The organism is Ruegeria sp. G5, from assembly GCF_056533365.1.
This window is the reverse complement of record NZ_JBQFOK010000005.1, coordinates 220,100-237,626: the sequence shown is the minus strand read 5'-3', so window position 1 is coordinate 237,626 and position 17,527 is coordinate 220,100. Positions and strand designations below refer to the sequence as shown.

At 56.2% G+C, this 17,527-nt stretch carries 11 protein-coding genes; 7 read left to right on the top strand and 4 right to left on the bottom strand.

Translation table 11 applies throughout. The features are described 5' to 3' along the window. Position 1 precedes the first annotated feature (1 nt). Positions 2 to 1,675, bottom strand: coding sequence for a flotillin family protein (locus ACR0BD_RS11360; protein ID WP_480830507.1), 1,674 nt, complete (start codon positions 1,673 to 1,675; stop codon positions 2 to 4). Between the two features lie 32 nt (positions 1,676 to 1,707). Beyond that, on the bottom strand, positions 1,708 to 2,463 hold the full coding sequence (locus ACR0BD_RS11355; RefSeq protein ID WP_480830505.1) for an OB-fold-containig protein: 756 nt from the start codon (positions 2,461 to 2,463) through the stop codon (positions 1,708 to 1,710). Positions 2,464 to 2,681: 218 nt separating this feature from the next. Between ACR0BD_RS11355 and metG the strand changes: the two genes are divergently transcribed. The 3 genes from metG (at position 2,682) to ACR0BD_RS11340 (ending at position 8,987) form a co-directional block, all read left to right on the top strand. After that, positions 2,682 to 4,400: a methionine--tRNA ligase gene (gene metG, locus ACR0BD_RS11350; protein ID WP_480830503.1), complete on the top strand. Its 1,719-nt coding sequence runs from the start codon at positions 2,682 to 2,684 to the stop codon at positions 4,398 to 4,400. A 267-nt stretch (positions 4,401 to 4,667) separates the two neighbouring features. After that, on the top strand, positions 4,668 to 5,846 hold the full coding sequence (locus tag ACR0BD_RS11345; RefSeq protein WP_480830500.1) for an efflux RND transporter periplasmic adaptor subunit: 1,179 nt from the start codon (positions 4,668 to 4,670) through the stop codon (positions 5,844 to 5,846). Positions 5,847 to 5,849: 3 nt separating this feature from the next. Further along, positions 5,850 to 8,987, top strand: coding sequence for an efflux RND transporter permease subunit (locus ACR0BD_RS11340; RefSeq protein WP_480830497.1), 3,138 nt, complete (start codon positions 5,850 to 5,852; stop codon positions 8,985 to 8,987). A gap of 32 nt (positions 8,988 to 9,019) precedes the next feature. Here ACR0BD_RS11340 and glpD read toward each other — a convergent pair whose 3' ends face one another. Beyond that, a complete protein-coding gene (gene glpD / locus ACR0BD_RS11335) occupies positions 9,020 to 10,594 on the bottom strand; it encodes a glycerol-3-phosphate dehydrogenase (protein ID WP_480830495.1) in 1,575 nt (524 codons plus the stop codon). A gap of 194 nt (positions 10,595 to 10,788) precedes the next feature. On the opposite strand from glpD, the gene ACR0BD_RS11330 reads away from it, so the two are divergent. The 4 genes from ACR0BD_RS11330 (at position 10,789) to ACR0BD_RS11315 (ending at position 14,887) form a co-directional block, all read left to right on the top strand. Beyond that, positions 10,789 to 11,550, top strand: a complete 762-nt coding sequence (locus ACR0BD_RS11330) for a DeoR/GlpR family DNA-binding transcription regulator (RefSeq protein WP_480830492.1) — start codon at positions 10,789 to 10,791, stop codon at positions 11,548 to 11,550. A gap of 233 nt (positions 11,551 to 11,783) precedes the next feature. Next, positions 11,784 to 12,146: a DUF3302 domain-containing protein gene (locus tag ACR0BD_RS11325; RefSeq protein WP_480697517.1), complete on the top strand. Its 363-nt coding sequence runs from the start codon at positions 11,784 to 11,786 to the stop codon at positions 12,144 to 12,146. 21 nt (positions 12,147 to 12,167) lie between these two features. Next, positions 12,168 to 13,313: an HlyD family secretion protein gene (locus ACR0BD_RS11320; RefSeq protein ID WP_480830490.1), complete on the top strand. Its 1,146-nt coding sequence runs from the start codon at positions 12,168 to 12,170 to the stop codon at positions 13,311 to 13,313. An 11-nt stretch (positions 13,314 to 13,324) separates the two neighbouring features. Beyond that, a complete protein-coding gene (locus ACR0BD_RS11315; protein ID WP_480830488.1) occupies positions 13,325 to 14,887 on the top strand; it encodes an efflux transporter outer membrane subunit in 1,563 nt (520 codons plus the stop codon). 3 nt (positions 14,888 to 14,890) lie between these two features. Here the strand turns inward: ACR0BD_RS11315 and mprF are convergent, their stop codons facing one another. Further along, the gene (gene mprF / locus ACR0BD_RS11310; protein ID WP_480697522.1) at positions 14,891 to 17,500 is read right to left on the bottom strand and encodes a bifunctional lysylphosphatidylglycerol flippase/synthetase MprF; all 2,610 of its coding nucleotides are present in this window, start codon (positions 17,498 to 17,500) and stop codon (positions 14,891 to 14,893) included. Between the last annotated feature and the right edge of the window lie 27 nt (positions 17,501 to 17,527).

The window sequence follows — 17,527 nt, the reverse complement described above, 5'->3', positions numbered from 1 at the left end:
TTTACTGGTGCGTTTGCGGTGCTTCGTCCTCAAGCACCTCTGCGGCTTCGGTCGGTTCCGGGGTCGCTTCAAGCGCGCCGTTCACTACGCCGCCTACCCCGTTTTCCATCGACAGCCCCAGTTCTTCGCCCAGCTTCTTGAGCGCGGGCATCTGCACCGCCATACCCATGATCGAATCCAATGCCTGATTGACCACCGGCTTGTCGCTGTTGGCCGCACCGCCCGAGGCACCGGCCCCGATACCACCCACCTGATGGATTTTGATCGAGTCGATCTTTTCGGCTGGCTTGACCATTTCCGAGATGATCGAGGGCATGGTCTCAATCCGCGCCAGATCAACCTTCATACGGATCTGTGCTGCCGACAGAGCGTTATCTGCCTCAACAATCGCTCGCTTACCTTCCGCTTCGGCCAACATGTCGTTCTTCTTGGCCTCGGCCCGGATGTTCAGCGCATCCGCCTCGGCCTGTGCTTCCTCACGGCGCGCTTCGGCGCGGTCTGCTGCGGCCTCTTTCTCGGCCTGCGCAGCCAGACGGATCGCCGTTGCCTGACGCTCAGCTTCACGGGTCGCCTCGATCAAAACGATCTGCTTCTGACGCTCGGCCTCGGCCACTTCGCGAGCCGTTGCCACCGCTTCGGTCGCTTTCGTTGCCTCAGCCCGAGCCAGGTCAGCGGATGCACGCGCGCGGCTTTCCTCTTCGGATTTCTGCGCGATGATGATCTGGCGCTCTTGCTCGGCCACTTCGATCTCACGCTCTTTGGCGATCTCGGCATCGCGGATTTTACGCTCACGCTCAATCTCAGCCGCGCGAATGGCCTCTTCACGGGCGATCCGGGCGCGTTCGGTTTCACGCACTGAGTCTTCGGTCCGCGCGGCGATCTCGGCCTCTTGCGCCACGCGCAGGGTTTCAACCTTCTGCGTCTGCTCAATGCGCGCCTGCGCCTCATCCTGTTCGATCAACAGCTTCTGACGCTCGGCCTCCATCGCAGCGCGCCGCACTTCGACCTCGGCCTCTGCATCGATTTGCGCGCGCTCTTTCTTGGACACGGCGATAACCTCAGCCAACTTGCGCATACCCACGGCGTTAAAGGCGTTGTTCTCGTCCAGAGCCTCAAACGGAGTCTGGTCCAGCGCGGTCAGCGAGACAGATTCCAGCGACAAACCATTCTTCAGCAGGTCTTCGGACACGGCGTTCTGCACCTCTTGCACAAAGTCGGCACGGTTTTCGTGCAGCCCATCCATGGTCATCTGAGCGGCCACAGCGCGCAGACCGTCGATCAGCTTACCTTCGATCATCTCGCGCAGTTGCTCGACATCAAAGGTGCGGTCGCCAAGTGTCTGCGCGGCACGTGCGATCCCCTCTTCGGTCGCCATGACTGAGACGTAGAACTCGACGCCCACATCCACGCGCATGCGGTCTTTCGTGATCAAAGCCGCCTCACCGCTACGCTGAACCTCAAGGCGCAGGGTCTTCATGTTGACGGGGCTGACTTCATGCAGCAGCGGCACGATGATAACACCGCCATCCATGATGACTTTCTTGCCGCCCGCACCGGTTTTCACCAGGCTGACCTCTCGGGTCGCGCGGCGGTACAGGCGGCCAAGCACAAGGCCAATGAACAAGAGTACTGCTAAAATGGTCACAACTGTGACGGCCAGGAATTGAAGTTCCATGCAAATCCTCCTTATTGGGGGTTAAAAATTGATTAGTCTGACAAACCGACCAGCACGAACCGGTCGTGTCGTCGATCACGCAGAACAAGGACATCAGAACCCTGTTCCAGCGTGTCTTTCTCCTGCAGCGGTTCTGCGCGCAGGTAGTGGGTATTGCCGAACCGGTCCATAACGCGCACCTCGGCCGGGCGGCCGCGAGACGCGGTGCCCTGAGTGATGACGCCGCGACGGCGGGCCAGCATCCGCTCTGACATGGCTTCGGTTTCTGTCTTGGGCAGAAGGCGGGCGAATACACCGCCGAAACCACGCGCAAACCACAGGCCAAAGACACCTGCAGGTATTGCAGCCAGCCAAGTCGGCAGGTCGAAGCCCAGCAAGTCACGCAAGGCCAGTTGAAGACCCATACCCGACAGGCCGAAACCTGCCAGCAATACAGCCAACCAGATCATCACAGGCACCCGGCCAATCCCAAGCCATGCAATCGGGCCCGCCGGAGCGGCATCAGGGGCGTCGGCTTCCACGTCGGCCAGCTCAAAATCGCCAAGATCCACACTCGCGTCTATATCAAGATCGAAATCGCCAAGATCGACATCTGGTGCATCAACCACGTCCAGATCGACCTCACCCTCACCCGCCAGCAGGCTGCCGCCCACCATCAAAGCGATCAGTTCCAGCGCCAAAAGGCCGAACAGAAGCGCAAGCGCAAAGGTAAAGGGCGCAAAAGCACCCTCGAGCAAAAAGTCGAACATCAGGAAATTGCCCTCGGTTTTGTATACTTTTGTATACACAGTAGATGGGAAGCCATTTTTAACATTTCAAGAGGTTGTGATTCCAATTTACAACCTATGGGTATTGTGGCCGCGCTTTGGATCACAACCCAAGAACAGCCTCAGACAGTTTTTTTCACCTGTTGCGTGTTTAAAATGACCAAGGCCGCGACGCCGGGGTTTTGCTGGCCGTTCACATAAGGTAGACGAGCCCGCAGTTAGATACGTGGAAACGGAACATGGCTCGGATTCTCATCACTTCGGCGATCCCCTACATCAACGGGATCAAGCACCTCGGCAACCTGATCGGCTCGCAATTGCCTGCGGATCTGTATGCACGTTACCAGCGTGGCCGGGGGAACGAGGTCATGTTCCTTTGCGCAACAGATGAACACGGCACCCCAGCCGAACTGGCCGCAGCCAAAGCGGGCAAACCGGTCGCTGAATACTGCGCGGACATGTACGCAGTTCAAGCGGACATCGCAAAGCGCTTTGGTCTGAGCTTTGACCATTTCGGCCGATCCTCCAGCGCGCAAAACAAGGCTTTGACGCAGCACTTTGCTGGCAAACTGGACGAAGCTGGTCTGATCCGTGAAGTCAGCGAAAAGCAGGTCTACTCCAACGCCGATGGTCGCTTTCTGCCCGACCGTTACATCGAGGGCACCTGCCCCAACTGTGGCTATGACCGCGCCCGCGGAGATCAGTGCGAAAACTGCACCAAGCAACTGGACCCGACAGATCTGATCGAGCCGCGCTCGGCCATCTCTGGTTCTACTGATCTGGAAGTACGTGAAACCAAGCATCTATATCTGCGCCAATCGGCGATGAAGGATCAACTGGATGCTTGGATCGACAGCAAAACTGATTGGCCGATCCTAACCACGTCGATTGCCAAGAAATGGCTGCATGACGGCGACGGCCTGCAGGATCGCGGTATCACTCGCGATCTGGATTGGGGTGTGCCAGTTAAGAAGGGCGATCAGGACTGGCCCGGCATGGAAGGCAAGGTTTTCTACGTCTGGTTCGACGCCCCCATCGAATATATTGCCTGCGCCAAGGAATGGGCCGATGCCAGCGGGAAACCGGATGCCGAATGGGAACGTTGGTGGCGCACCGATAAGGGCGCTGAAGATGTTCGTTATGTGCAGTTCATGGGCAAGGACAACGTGCCCTTCCACACCCTGTCCTTCCCGGCCACCATTCTGGGATCGGGCGAGCCGTGGAAGATGGTCGATCACCTGAAATCCTTCAACTATCTGAACTATGACGGCGGTCAGTTCTCGACCTCTCAGGGTCGCGGTGTCTTCATGGATCAGGCGCTGGATATTTTGCCCGCTGACTACTGGCGCTGGTGGCTGCTGAGCCATGCCCCTGAAAGCAGCGACAGCGAGTTCACGTGGGAAAACTTCCAGCAATCGGTAAACAAAGACCTTGCCGACGTGCTTGGCAATTTCGTCAGCCGGATCACCAAATTCTGCCGCTCGAAATTTGGTGAAGCGGTGCCGGAAGGCGGAGAACTCGGCGCGCGCGAGCAAGAGCTGATCGCCGATCTCACCCACCGCGTACGCGCCTATGAAGGCTTTATGGAGACGATGGAAGTGCGCAAGTCTGCTCAGGAACTGCGTGCGATCTGGGTGGCCGGAAACGAATACCTGCAATCCGCAGCCCCTTGGTCAACCTTCAAAGAAGACCCTGAACAGGCGGCGGCGCAAGTCCGCTTGGGCCTCAACCTTATCCGCCTTTACGCCGTGCTCAGCGCACCGTTTATTCCAGACACTTCCGCTCGGATGCTCAGCGCGATGAACACGTTGGATACCAGTTGGCCCGATGATGTTGCGGCGGCGCTGCAAGCGCTGCCGGCGGGCCATGACTTTGCCGTTCCCGAGGTTTTGTTTGCCAAAATCACGGATGAGCAGCGCGAAGACTGGGAAACGCGGTTCGCTGGAACCCGCGACTGACGTCAGGCTGGAAGGAATTTTCAAAGGGGGGCCAATCAGCCCCCCTTTTTTCGTGCAATACACCTGTTGTGTTCGCCAAAAGGTATACCCCATCGACGTAAGCCTGCCGCATGTCAAAGAAAATTCGGCCCTGAAAACCTTAGAGCCTTGTGTCATCACGCTTGAGAAAAAAACATAAACCCGCCATCCTGAACCCAGGTTCAGTCGACTCGGAACTGGCTTTCGGCAACCGGTCGCATTCAGTTTTTCTACAACGAGGCAATTGCCATGTCCCTTGCATCAGTGTTTTCGCAACTCCGCCATAGCTGCACGGCGCCGGAATTTCTCAGGCAAACCGCAGCCGTGGCTTTGATCGGACTGGCATCCTCGGCCGCGGCACAAGATCAAAGCGACGCGCCGCCACCAAAGGTTTCAATTGCTGCCGCCTATACACAGGAAATAACCGAAGAGGCCACGTTCATCGGTCGGGCCGAAGCGTTGAACAAGGCCGATATCGTAGCCCGTGTCAGCGGCTTTCTCGACAGCCAAGACGTGGAAGATGGCGCGCTGGTCAACGAAGGCGATTTGCTTTTCAAAATTGAGCCCGATCTGTATCAGGCAACGCTGGAAGCGCGTAACGCCGATCTGGACAGGGCAGAAGCCAATCTGGAACTGGCCAAGGTCGAACTGGCGCGAAAACAGGAATTGTACGAGCGTGACGCGACGCCGGAATCCGAGCGCGATATTGCGCGCGCAAACGAGTTGGTTGCCGAGGCCGAGGTCAAATCCGCCAAAGCCGCCATCCAACAAGCTCAGCTAGACCTAAGCTATACGGAAATTCACGCGCCATTTACCGGCCGGCTCGGTCGTGTTGCGACCAGCGTCGGCGACGTCGTGGGCCCCAACAACCCACCGCTAGTAAATATTGTGAGTGAAGCGCCGATATATGTGAATTTTGCGCTGAACGAAAAACAGTTCACGTCTGTTCTGGAAACAGTTGGTGAAAACGCTGCATCACTCGCCGAAAGCAACAAAAGCCCTGTGGTGAAGGTCATTCTTCCCAACGGGTCAGAGTTGGACGAGACCGGCAAAATCGTCTTTGTCGACAACAGAATTGATCCCTTGACCGGTGCCATCACAATAAGGGCCGAGTTTGACAACACAGACCGCCTGATCATCGACGGTGCATTCTTGAACGTCCAGATCGAAGCGCTCGAACCAACGCTTGAGGTTCTGGTGCCGCAAGCCGCGTTGCAACGTGACCAGCGCGGAGACTTCGTTCTGGTGGTCAACGACCAACAGATGGTCGAACAGCGGTACATCACCACGGGCAACACCGTTGGGACAGCTATCATCGTGAAAGATGGTTTGCGTGAAGGCGAAAGTGTGATTGTCGAAGGGCTTCAGCGCGTACGTCCCGGTGTTGCCGTCGACGCTGTTGTCGCTGCCGAGCAGCCGGGAGAGTAACGGATGTTCTCAGCCCTGTTTATCAGCCGGCCCAAGCTGGCGCTCGTTATCTCGCTGGTGCTGACCATTATGGGCGGCATCGGCTATCTGGTCTTGCCGGTCGCACAGTTCCCGGACATTACACCGCCAGTTGTCAGCGTTTCGACCACCTACACCGGTGCAAACGCGGAAACCGTTGAAAACACGGTCGCCGCCCCAATCGAGGCGCAGGTCAACGGTGTGGATGACATGATCTACATGACATCGACCTCGTCGGATAACGGCTCGTATTCTCTGAACGTGACGTTTGAGGTCGGAACCGACCCCGACATCGCATCCGTGAACGTGCAGAACCGCGTGGCGCAGGCGATGTCGTCCTTGCCAGCCGAGGTTACGTCATCCGGTGTGGTCACCCAGAAGGCGTCGACCAATATGTTGCTGCTGGTGACGCTTACTTCGCCAAACGGTACATATGACAGTGTTTTCCTGTCCAACTATGCGTCGATTAACCTCAAGGATGCGTTGGCGCGTATTCAGGGCGTTGGTAAAGCAGATGTTCTGACCAACCTGGAATACGCGATGCGGATCTGGATGGACCCGGACAAGATGGCGGGTCTCTCTATCACTCCGGGCGATGTGATCAGCGCCATTCGCGAGCAAAACGTTGAGGTTTCGGCCGGTTCTATCGGTGCGCCTCCGGTGCCCGAGGGGCAGACGTTTCAGTACACCATCAAGACCAAAGGACGCCTGACATCTGCGGCCGAGTTTGGTGAGATCGTCATACGCACCGGTGACGCCGGTTCAATTGTCAGGGTCAAAGACATCGCACGTGTCGAACTGGGTGCCCAATACTACGCGGCATCAGGGTTCTTCCAAAGTGTGCCAGCGACGGTTCTTGGGATTTATCAGGCACCGGGCGCAAACGCCCTTGCCGTGTCCGAACGCGTTCAGGCCGAGCTTGAGCGCCTGTCACGTTCTTTCCCGACAGACGTGGAATATGCCGTCCCGTTCAACACAACAGATTTCGTTGAACAATCGCTGAACGACGTCGTTTCAACACTGATCCTGACCTTCATACTGGTGATATCGGTTGTGTTCGTCTTCCTTGGAAGTTGGCGCGCAACGATCATTCCTGCGGTGGCAATTCCGGTCTCATTGATCGGGACATTTGCCTTCTTGCTGCTATTCGGGATGTCGCTGAACACGATTTCCTTGTTCGCCTTGGTTCTGGCGATCGGTATCGTGGTCGACGACGCCATCGTGGTTGTTGAAAACGTCGAACGCATCATCGCCGAAGAGGGTTTGCCCCCAGCCGAAGCGACACGTAAGGCGATGGGTCAGATCACTGGCCCTGTCATTGCAACCACCCTTGTTCTGCTGGCGGTGTTTGTTCCGGTTACCTTCATGCCCGGTATTTCCGGGCGGCTCTACTCGCAGTTCGCTGTGACAATCTCTACCGCTGTGGTCATCTCATCGGTCAACGCGCTGACATTGTCGCCTGCTTTGTGTGGTCTGGTCTTGCGCGCGCGGTCAGGAACCCCCAAGGGTCTTTTGGCGGTCTTCGAAAAGTTCATCGGAACGGTTCGGTCTGGCTATGTTTCTATCGTGCGCCGGTTGCTGATTTTGCCGGTCATCGCGCTGGGAATTATTGTTGCCCTTGCGATGGGGACCGGGACAATCATGTCCAAAACCTCAAGCGGGTTCCTTCCGCTGGAAGACAACGGTTACCTTTTTGTCGACGTCCAACTACCTGACGCCGCAACGCTGGAGCGTACGGAGGTCGTCACCAAGCGTGTCGACGATCAAATCCGCGAAATCCCCGGCGTCGCCAATACGGTTCTGGTCAATGGCTTCTCGATTCTGAACGGGACTTCGACGAATGGCGCCGCAATCTTCGTCAATCTCGATAACTGGGATGAACGACAGGAAGACGACCTGAGCGCCAATGCCATTCTGCAAAAGGTTCTTGCCATCGCCTATGGCGAGACGGCTGCGTCCATCGTGGCCTTCAACCCGCCGCCTATTCAGGGTCTTGGTAACTCGGCCGGTGTCGAGATGGAGGTTCAGCAGACCGGTGGCGGCACTCCACAGGACCTGGCTTCGGCGGTGGGTTCGTTTGTCTACGCCGCGAACCAGCGGCCCGAAATCGGACAGGCATACACAACCTTCCGCGCGAACGTTCCGCAGCTTTTCGTCGATCTGGACCGGGAAAAAGCCAAAACACTGCAAGTGTCCGTGGCCGAGATTTTCCAGACCATGCAAGCGCAGTTGGGGTCTTATTACGTGAATGACTTCAACCTGTTCGGCCGCGTGTATCGCGTTATGATCCAGGCCGAGGGTACATACAGGGACAACGTCGAAGATATTTCCAACCTGTATGTACGATCGACCCAAGGTGAGATGGTGCCCCTTGGTACGCTCATTGACGTCGAAAACGTGCTTGGGCCTGTCTTGCTGAAACGGCATAATCTGTTCCGATCCGCAACTGTGACCGCCGTCCCAGCCGAGGGGCTGTCGACCGGGGATGCGATCACCGTCATGACGGAAGAATCCGCAACCGCCTTGCCCCCGGGCTATGCCTTCGAGTGGACCGGAACGGCGCAACAACAGCTGGCGTCAGGAGGTCTGGTGATCGTGATCCTCGGGTTGGCGATATTGTTCGGCTACCTCTTCCTTGTCGGGCAATACGAAAGCTGGTCAATGCCGGTGTCGATCCTGCTGTCCGTGATCGTCGCTTTGTTTGGCGCGGTCGCTGCTGTCGCCATCGTGGGTAGTGACATCAACCTCTACACGCAGATCGGGATGATTATGCTGGTGGGGCTGGCGTCAAAGAACGGCATCCTTATTGTCGAATTCGCGATGGAACAGCGCGCAAAGGGATTGTCGATCAAGGACGCGGCCGCCGAGGCGGCGCATCAGCGTTTCCGCGCCGTTATGATGACCGCACTGTCCTTCCTGCTGGGCGTGGTGCCATTGTTGGCCGCAAGCGGTGCGGGCGCTGCCAGCCAAAAAGCCATTGGTGTGGCCGTGTTTGGCGGCATGCTGGCGGCAACGCTGATCGGCGTCATTCTTGTACCGGTTCTATACGCGCTTATGCAGAGCCTCAGGGAATGGATTAAAGGCACCAAGACCGACCCTGAACCTTCGGAAGGTACAGCCTGACGAAAAAGCCCCGCCAAACAGCGGGGCTTTTTTTATGCCAATCGGTTTTTAATCCAATCCTGAACGCGCGCGATCTGTTCTTTCGTCAATCTAAGGCCCAGCTTGTTGCGACGCCAAACTGCGTCCTCAGCACTGCGTGCGTATTCCTTGGCAACCAGCCACTCCAGCTCTTTTTCTGTGAGCGTCGCGCCGAATTCTTCGCCCAAGTCCTCGGCTGTTTTCGCATCTCCCAATATCGCGCGCGCCTCGGTTCCATAGGCACGCACCAGACGGTGAGCCCATGCTTGATCCAAAAATGGAAAGTTTGACAACAGATCCGTAACCAGATCAGAAAAGCCGTCGACTGGAAAATCCCCGCCGGGCAAAGCAACACCAGCTGTCCAGGGCCCGGGAAGATCCTCAAACTGCTCAGCCACTTTTTCAAGCGCGCTTTCCGCCAGTCTTCGATATGTGGTGATCTTACCGCCAAATACGTTCAGCACCGGCGCCCCACCCTGCGCATCAACCTTTAAAGTATAGTCTCGAGTAGCCGCGGTCGCGCTGCTTGCACCATCATCGTATAGCGGGCGAACGCCGGAATAAGTCCAGACGATGTCGTCACGTGTTATGGGGTTTTCAAAGTACTTCGTTGCGAAGGCACACAAATAGTCCTGCTCGGCCTCGGTGCAGACGGGACGTTGCGACGGATCGGGATGGTCCTGATCTGTCGTTCCAATCAAGGTGAAATCACGTTCATAGGGAATGGCAAAAATGATCCGCCCATCCTCGCCCTGAAAGAAATAGCATTTGTCGTGGTCGAAGAGCTTTTTGGTGACGATATGGCTTCCGCGCACCAATCGCACGCCTTCGCGTGAGTTCACGCGAATCTTGGTCTGGATTATGTCCCCAACCCAAGGCCCCCCTGCGTTGATCAACATCCTGGCCATTACCGTCGTGGTCTGACCGGTGGCTTTGTCGCGCATTGTGACCTGCCAGACGTCATCGACGCGCTCTGCTGACAGAACCTCGGTTTGCACCAGTATTTTAGCGCCACGCGCCTCGGCGTCGCGGGCGTTTAGAACAACCAGGCGGGAATCCTCGATCCAGCAATCCGAATACTCATAGGCAGTTTCGAACTTGTCTTGCAGCGGCGCACCCTCGGGGGCTGATCTCAGATTTAGGGATGTGGTACCGGGCAAGATTTTTCGTCCGCCAAGATTGTCGTACATGAACAGGCCCAACCGGATCAGCCATGCGGGGCGGCGCCCGCGCATCCAAGGCATGACCGTACTCAGCAATCGCGAGGTCGGCGTATCAGACTCGAACCGCATATCTTGGTGATAGGGCAACACGAAACGCATCGGCCAACTGATATGAGGCATCGCCCGCAACAGCGTTTCGCGTTCGATCAACGCCTCGCGGACAAGGCGAAATTCGAAATACTCAAGATAGCGCAACCCACCGTGAAACAGTTTTGTCGAGGCCGACGATGTTGCCGACGCCAGATCATTCATCTCGGCCAACGTGACCGAAAGACCCCGCCCTGCCGCGTCGCGGGCGATCCCACAGCCATTAATGCCACCGCCGATTATAAAAAGATCGGTCACCTGATCGTTTTGCCGTTCCATATCCAGAAGAATCCTCGTGCTGGAAACTTGGGGCCATTAACATTTTGATCGCTCGACTCGTCAATGTTATTTTTCGTTTTTGTTCGTTATGACACACCATACTCCCTAAAAATTTCCGATTAATTGGACTTACTCTGTTTTTAAGTCATAACTTTTGTAAAACGAAAAATACCGAAAATACTCCGGAGCATCCCGTGTCCCTTTCCTTCCGCCAATCCGACATCATGAAAATCGCCAAGCAGGACGGCCGCGTCATGGTCGAGGAACTGGCCTCGCGTTTCGACGTAACCGTTCAGACTATTCGTCGGGATTTGTCGGATCTGGCGGACTTGGGCAAACTCGACCGTGTCCATGGCGGTGCGGTTCTGCGGTCAGGCGTATCGAATATCGGATACGAAGACCGTCGCGCTTTGAATGCAGACGTAAAGGCCCGCATCGCGCAGGCTTGCGCCAATGACATTCCCGACGGGGCGTCGGTGTTCATGAACATTGGCACATCGACCGAGGCCGTCGCGCGCGCATTGCTGAACCACAAGGACCTGATGGTCGTGACGAACAATATGAACGTGGCAAACATTCTTGTCGAAAACACCGATTGTCAGATCGTTGTAGCCGGCGGCGTTCTGCGCCGGTCAGACGGAGGACTGGTAGGCAACCTGACAATTTCCACAATCCAACAGTTCAAATTCGACTACGCAGTGATTGGTTGTTCCGCTTTGGATGCCGAAGGGGATCTTTTGGATTTCGACTTTCAGGAGGTCGGCGTCAGCCAGACAATCATTGCACAAGCGCGCCAGACGCTACTCGTTGCTGATCAATCCAAGTTTCAACGAACGGCCCCTGCTCGCATCGCCTCACTGTCTGACGTCGATGTTTTCCACACTGACGCCCCCTTAGATGGCAACTTGGCCAAAAAATGTCTGGATTGGGGTACGGTCGTTAAGACCTGCGACTGAAGCCTGAGCGCCTTTCTGACGCACGTGAAAACAAGCGTGCGATTCTTAAAGAGTACGTGAAAATCTAACGATGAGCAGACCTGGCGAGACTAAGTCTGCGATCACAATAGCCTTGGTCACATTAAAGGTAAGCGTCAAATTCCACAAAGACCTGTCAACCCCTGATAAATACATTGACGAACTGGACTCCAACAACTGAGGATGGGTCAACCTTCCCCCTAGGAGGCGCGAGCATGGGATTACTGGGACAGCCGCTGGGCTATTACGATTATCTGACCTTCGTCGCTTTGATCTTACTACTTGCAGCGGTGATGGGGCTTTTTCTGTTTCTCATGGGTTTGCCCGGTCGCATCGCCATTAAGCGAAACCATCCACACGCCGAAGCCGTAAAGATAATGGGATGGATGGGTTTTCTGGCCATCGTGCCATGGGTACATGCCTTTATCTGGGCTTTCCACGACGGAACAACCGTCGACATTCGGCGCATGCCGGATGACGAACGCGACGCCGTGCGCAAGGAAATCAAACGCCTCGGTGGAACGTTAAACGAGGAATACCGCGATCCGCTGGATCCCGAAGAGCCGCAAAAAAGCTAAGGCCAAAGGAAACCGAATACTATGTTTGTCGCCCTCGGCATTACGCTTTTTTACCTCATCTTCGTCTGGCTCATTTTCTTCAAACTGCAATGGCTGAAGTTCAACATTGCATGGGGTATCGTTTCATTCTGGGTCGGCGCACATCTATTGCTGATCTTTCTTGTTGCGCTTCGTTTTTTTCAGCCGTTTTCGCTGGACAGTCATGTGGTGCGGTCAACAATTCAGATTGTACCGCGTCTGACCGGCCCCACCCTGTTGACCGAGGTGCTGGTCACACCCAACACCGAAGTCAAAAAGGGTGAACCGCTGTATCGTTTCGACGACACGATCTTTGCGCTCGAGGTTCAGGAAGCCAACGCTCAGCTTGTAGCGGCCCAGCAAAACGCAAAAATTCTTGAGCAAGACGTCATAGCAGCAGGCGAAGCTGTTGAGCGCGCCAATGCTCAGCTGGCCTACGCGCTGACGCAGCAAACGCGGTATGAAAATCTGGTACCAGCCGGTGGCGCACGACAGGATGAGCTTGACCGTTGGAACGAACAAGTCACCGAGGATCAGGCCAAGATCAAGGAGGCGCAGGCCAATCTGGAAAAGGCTGAACTGGCGCAGGCATCGCAAATCGACGGCGTGAATACCGGTATACTTCAGGCGCAGGCACAACTTGAAAAAGCGCAATACTACCTCGACAACACAACGATCTATGCGCCCGAGGATGGCATGATCGTTTCACAGCAGGCCCGCCCCGGTCTGGTTGTCGGTGACCTGCGTCTGGGCGCGATCGCCAGCTTTGTCACGAAAGACAACCCATATATTCTGGCAACATACCGACAGCAAAACCTGAAATTCGTAGAGCCCGGACAAGACGTTGAGGTTGCGCTGGACCTCTACCCCGGTGAAATCCTGACCGGCAAGGTCGAGGCGATTTGGTGGGCGACGCGACAGGGCCAATACCTGCCGTCCGGCCGCCTGCCCGGCTTTGAACTACCCAGGCTGCCCGGTCGTATCGCCGTTCAGATTTCTGTCGATTTGCCCGACGGCCATACCCTGCCAGCTGGCGGGCACGCCGCAGTGGCAATCTACACCGGTCAGGGAAAAAGTTTCGAGTTCCTGCGGCGCATCAATATCCGCTTGTACTCGTTTGCCAACTTCATCCGACCACTGGATATCTGAGGATGCGCAGCATGAAACGGGCAAAACTTTACCGCACGATCTTGGGCACAACTCTGAGCGCTGCGCTTTTGGTTGGCTGCGCTCCGGTCGGTCCGGACTTTGTGCGCCCCAACTCACCCGTTGTGAAAGAGTGGATTGAGGTGAATAGCCCATCCGCCGGATCCAGCGGTTTGACGTCACGTAGCGCGCCCGTGGTTAGATGGTGGGAAACCTTCAACGATCCCACCCTGAACAAACTGATCGCTGAGGCATACGCCCAGAACCTTGACTTACAAGTTGCAGGATCACGTGTGCTGCAGGCCCGCGCACAGTTGGGTATTGCCTTTGGAGAATTGTACCCACAATCACAAGCCGTCGGTGGCTCGATCGAGCGTCGACAGATCAGCGAAAACCTTGGGCCAATAGCCGACATCAACGAGATCGTCGCGCTGGATACCGAATTTTCAACCTCGCAGGTCGGGTTTGACGCCCAATGGGAGCTGGACCTCTGGGGCCAGCAGCGTCGCGGCGTACAAGCCGCCCGGTCCAACCTGGCGCTGCAAGTGGCAAATTATGACGACGCGTTGGTGACCCTGACGGGCGACGTCGCCGCGATATACGTCAACATTCGTGCCCTTCAGGAATCCTTAGGGGTCGCGCGAGAAAACATCGGGTTGCAACAGACATCCGCCGATTTGACTCAGTTGCGGTTCGAGAACGGCGTAACGACGGAACTTGACGTGCAGGAATCCAAGGCACTGTTGAATAATACCAAGGCCATAGTTCCGGAGCTGGAAAGCGATCTTCAACAATCCAAAAACGCGCTGGCCGTGCTGCTGGGCACAACGCCTTCTCGTATGACGAGCCTGCTGGGGAACTCGGGCCGTATTCCATCGGCGCGCTCGAACGTGGCCGTGGGCGTCCCGGCCGAGCTATTGCGTCGCCGCCCCGATGTACGCGCCGCCGAACTGGCTGCGGCCACGCAGTCCGCTCAGGTCGGAATTGCGTTGGCGGACCTCTACCCGCAGTTCATCTTGTCCGGCTCGATTGGCCTGCAAGCCTCGGGCGGACGGGACCTGTTCAGTGGTAACAGCACCACCGGGTTGGCCAGCGCAGGGGTTGTCTGGAACGTACTTAACTATGGGCGCATCAAGAACAACGTGCGCGCGCAGGATGCGGCTTATCAGGCACTGATTGCCAATTACCAGAACACAGTTCTGACCGCGTATTCCGAGGTTGAAAGCGCGATGGTTGCCTATGTGCAGGCACGAAAACAGGTCGGATTTTACGAAAACAGCGTTGCCGCTTCGCGCAAGGCCTCAGAAATTGCGGTGGATCAGTACCGGGACGGCATTGTCAGCTACTCTCGTATTCTCAATACTCAGACCGCCCTGCTGCAGTCACAGGCGAACCTTATTCAAGCCCGCCAACAGGTTTCCAGCAATCTGGTGTCTGTCTACAAAGGCCTTGGTGGCGGCTGGCAGATCCGCCAGAATCAGGAATTCCTGCCTGAAACCGTTCTGGCCGAAATGGCGTACCGCACGGATTGGGGTGACTTGCTGCAGCAAGATCCAACGCGGGCAAGTCTGAACTAAGCGCTACTTTGTCAGGCCGCTCAGACCGCCCGAGATCAGGATATTCACCTCGTACAGAATACGGGGCGCGGCCAGACCACCGGGGCTTGCCAGATAGTTGGGGCTCCATTCCGGGTCGAACTTCTGCTTGAAGGATCGCAGCCCTTCGAAGTGATAGAACTGTTCGCCATGCTCGTAAACGAAGCCGCCGACCCGGTTCCAAAAGGACGCCAGTTGCCTGCTTTCGATCCCAGAAAAAGGCGCAGCGCCTAGCGAGAACCAGTGAAACCCCTGTTCCGCCCCCCAAGACATCATCTCGGCGAACAGGGCATCCATTACAAAACTCGGGCTGTCGGGCTCATAACGCATCAAGTCCAACGACAATTCCGACTTGTGACCACCTTGGAACAGGTTGGCAAAGGCATGGATCTGCCCCGTTTCACCATTCCTTAGAACAGCATGGTCAAAATAGGATAGGTATTGTTCGTCAAAACCGCCAAGGGCGAAACCCTTTTCGGCCCCTGCTTTTTGCGCCAACCAATCATCTGAAATCTGACGCAGTTTAGGTAAAACCGGGGCCAATTCTTCTTTCGGGATGATTTCGAATACAAAGCCTTCGCGCTCGGCCCGGTTTTTGGCCTGCCGAAACCGCTTGCGCGACTTGCCGTCCAGCGAAAACCCTTCGAGCGGGACGCGCGCAACCTCACCTATTTTCAGGATCGACAAGCCAAGATCCAAAAAAGTTGGCAGGTACTTGGTCGACACGCTGTAAAACGCACATAGTTTCCCCTCGCGATCCGCCATTTCCCGCAACTGCCAAATCAACTGTTGGCCGGCCTTTTCATCGCCGACCGGTTCGCCCTTGGTGATCAGCGCGTTGCCTGTATCGGCATAAGCCAAAAACGCCGTCTCATCCGGTGAGATCAAGAATTGTTTGTCACCCGTCAGGGAGATTTGGGATTCCGTGTCTTCACTTTCCATCACCAGGCGTTCGACCACAGCGGGAATCTCGGTCCGAACCGGTTCAGGGATCTCGCGCCCGAACAGAGAAGTGACAGCAACCACACCCAGAATGACAGCAACCACGAGACTGGACCGTAAGAAGCGTGAGGCGTCTCCGTCCCACGCGAAATCCCACCACAGGGCATTTTGGTATTCGACGTGTGAATAGGCGAACAAACCGATCCAGAAGATCACCGCAAGCAAGGCAAAAACGCTCAACAGCCACGGGATGTTCAACCGAAAAATAGACGCTCCGCTCACGCGGTAGAACGCGTCCCTGAATGTGGCCAGGATCGCAATGGTGGCCAACATGCTGATCGCTTCGTGTGTGTCGAGACCTTTGGCCAACGACGCGACGAAACCCGCCACCATCAACATCATCGCCACGATCCACGCGCGGTAGAGTTTTCGAAACAATCCGCGCGATACAAGGATGAGCAAGACGCCGATGGCACTGCCTGCAAGGTGAGAAGCTTCTACAAAAGACAGCGGTAAGACGTTTCTAAGGACACCAAGGCTCTGACTACTGGCTGGCAGGGCTCCTGATACCAACAGGATAACGCCAGCAACGGCAGCGACACCGGCCGCGACCATCGGAACGACTGGTCGAATGACGCGGTACACCCATGTTGCTGCGCCCGTGATGTGGTGACGATGCGACAAAGCAGAGGCTACCGCGATGGATAAGCTCGCGATTGCAAATGGCAGGAAGGTGTAAACCAGTCTGTATAGCAGCAGTGCGGCAATCACATCTGACCGGCCAGACGCCCCAAGGCCCGCGATCAGAGTAGCCTCGAACGCGCCAATTCCGCCCGGCGCATGACTAAGGATACCAACCGCAATGGCGGCAATGTAAACGGTGAAGAAATAGGGATACCCAACCCCCAAATCGTCGGGCATCAAGATGTACAGCGTCATGGACGCCCCGAACAAATCGCCCAATGCGGCCAAAGTCAGTAAACCTGCCAGCTTACCCCCTGGCAGGTTGAAACCCACACCACCATAGGCCAAGCGCCGACCGCCCTTTGCAAGCCACAAAAACAAAGCGGCCAGTGCTGTCAGAAGACACAAGCCAATGATGGTTTCGGCCGTGTCACTAATAGGAACAATTTTGGAAATCCCGTCGGGATGCAGGGTCAGAAGACAACCCAATAGCAAAACCATCCCCGACCAGAACGCGATCCACGAGGTCGCAATAACACCTGCAACGCGGCCAAGATCTAACCCAAGTGACGCATAGATCCGATAGCGGATCGCAGTCCCGGTTATGTAGGAAAACCCAAGGCAATTGGACACAGCATAGCCACAGGCCCCTGCCATGCCCGCAACCGGCAATGGCACTTCGCCGTCCGCAACACTCTGGACGGCGAAAACATCGTATAGAGACAACGAGAAAAAGCTAACTGCAGTCCAGCACACCGCGAAAAACATCAATTTCCATGAGGTGTTCGCGACATCCGTTTGAACATCTGCCCATTTGACGTGCGACGACAGTTCGTGCAGGACAGTCAGCGCGACCAGCATTACGAGGACGGGGATGATTACTCGGACCCAAGGGCGTTCAAGAAATCCGGTTACTCTTTCCGCCAACCGAACGGCCCAAAGGTCTTCGCCAGTTCCCTGATCGGTCATATGTCTTCCCTGCCCCTGGGTTTTTTG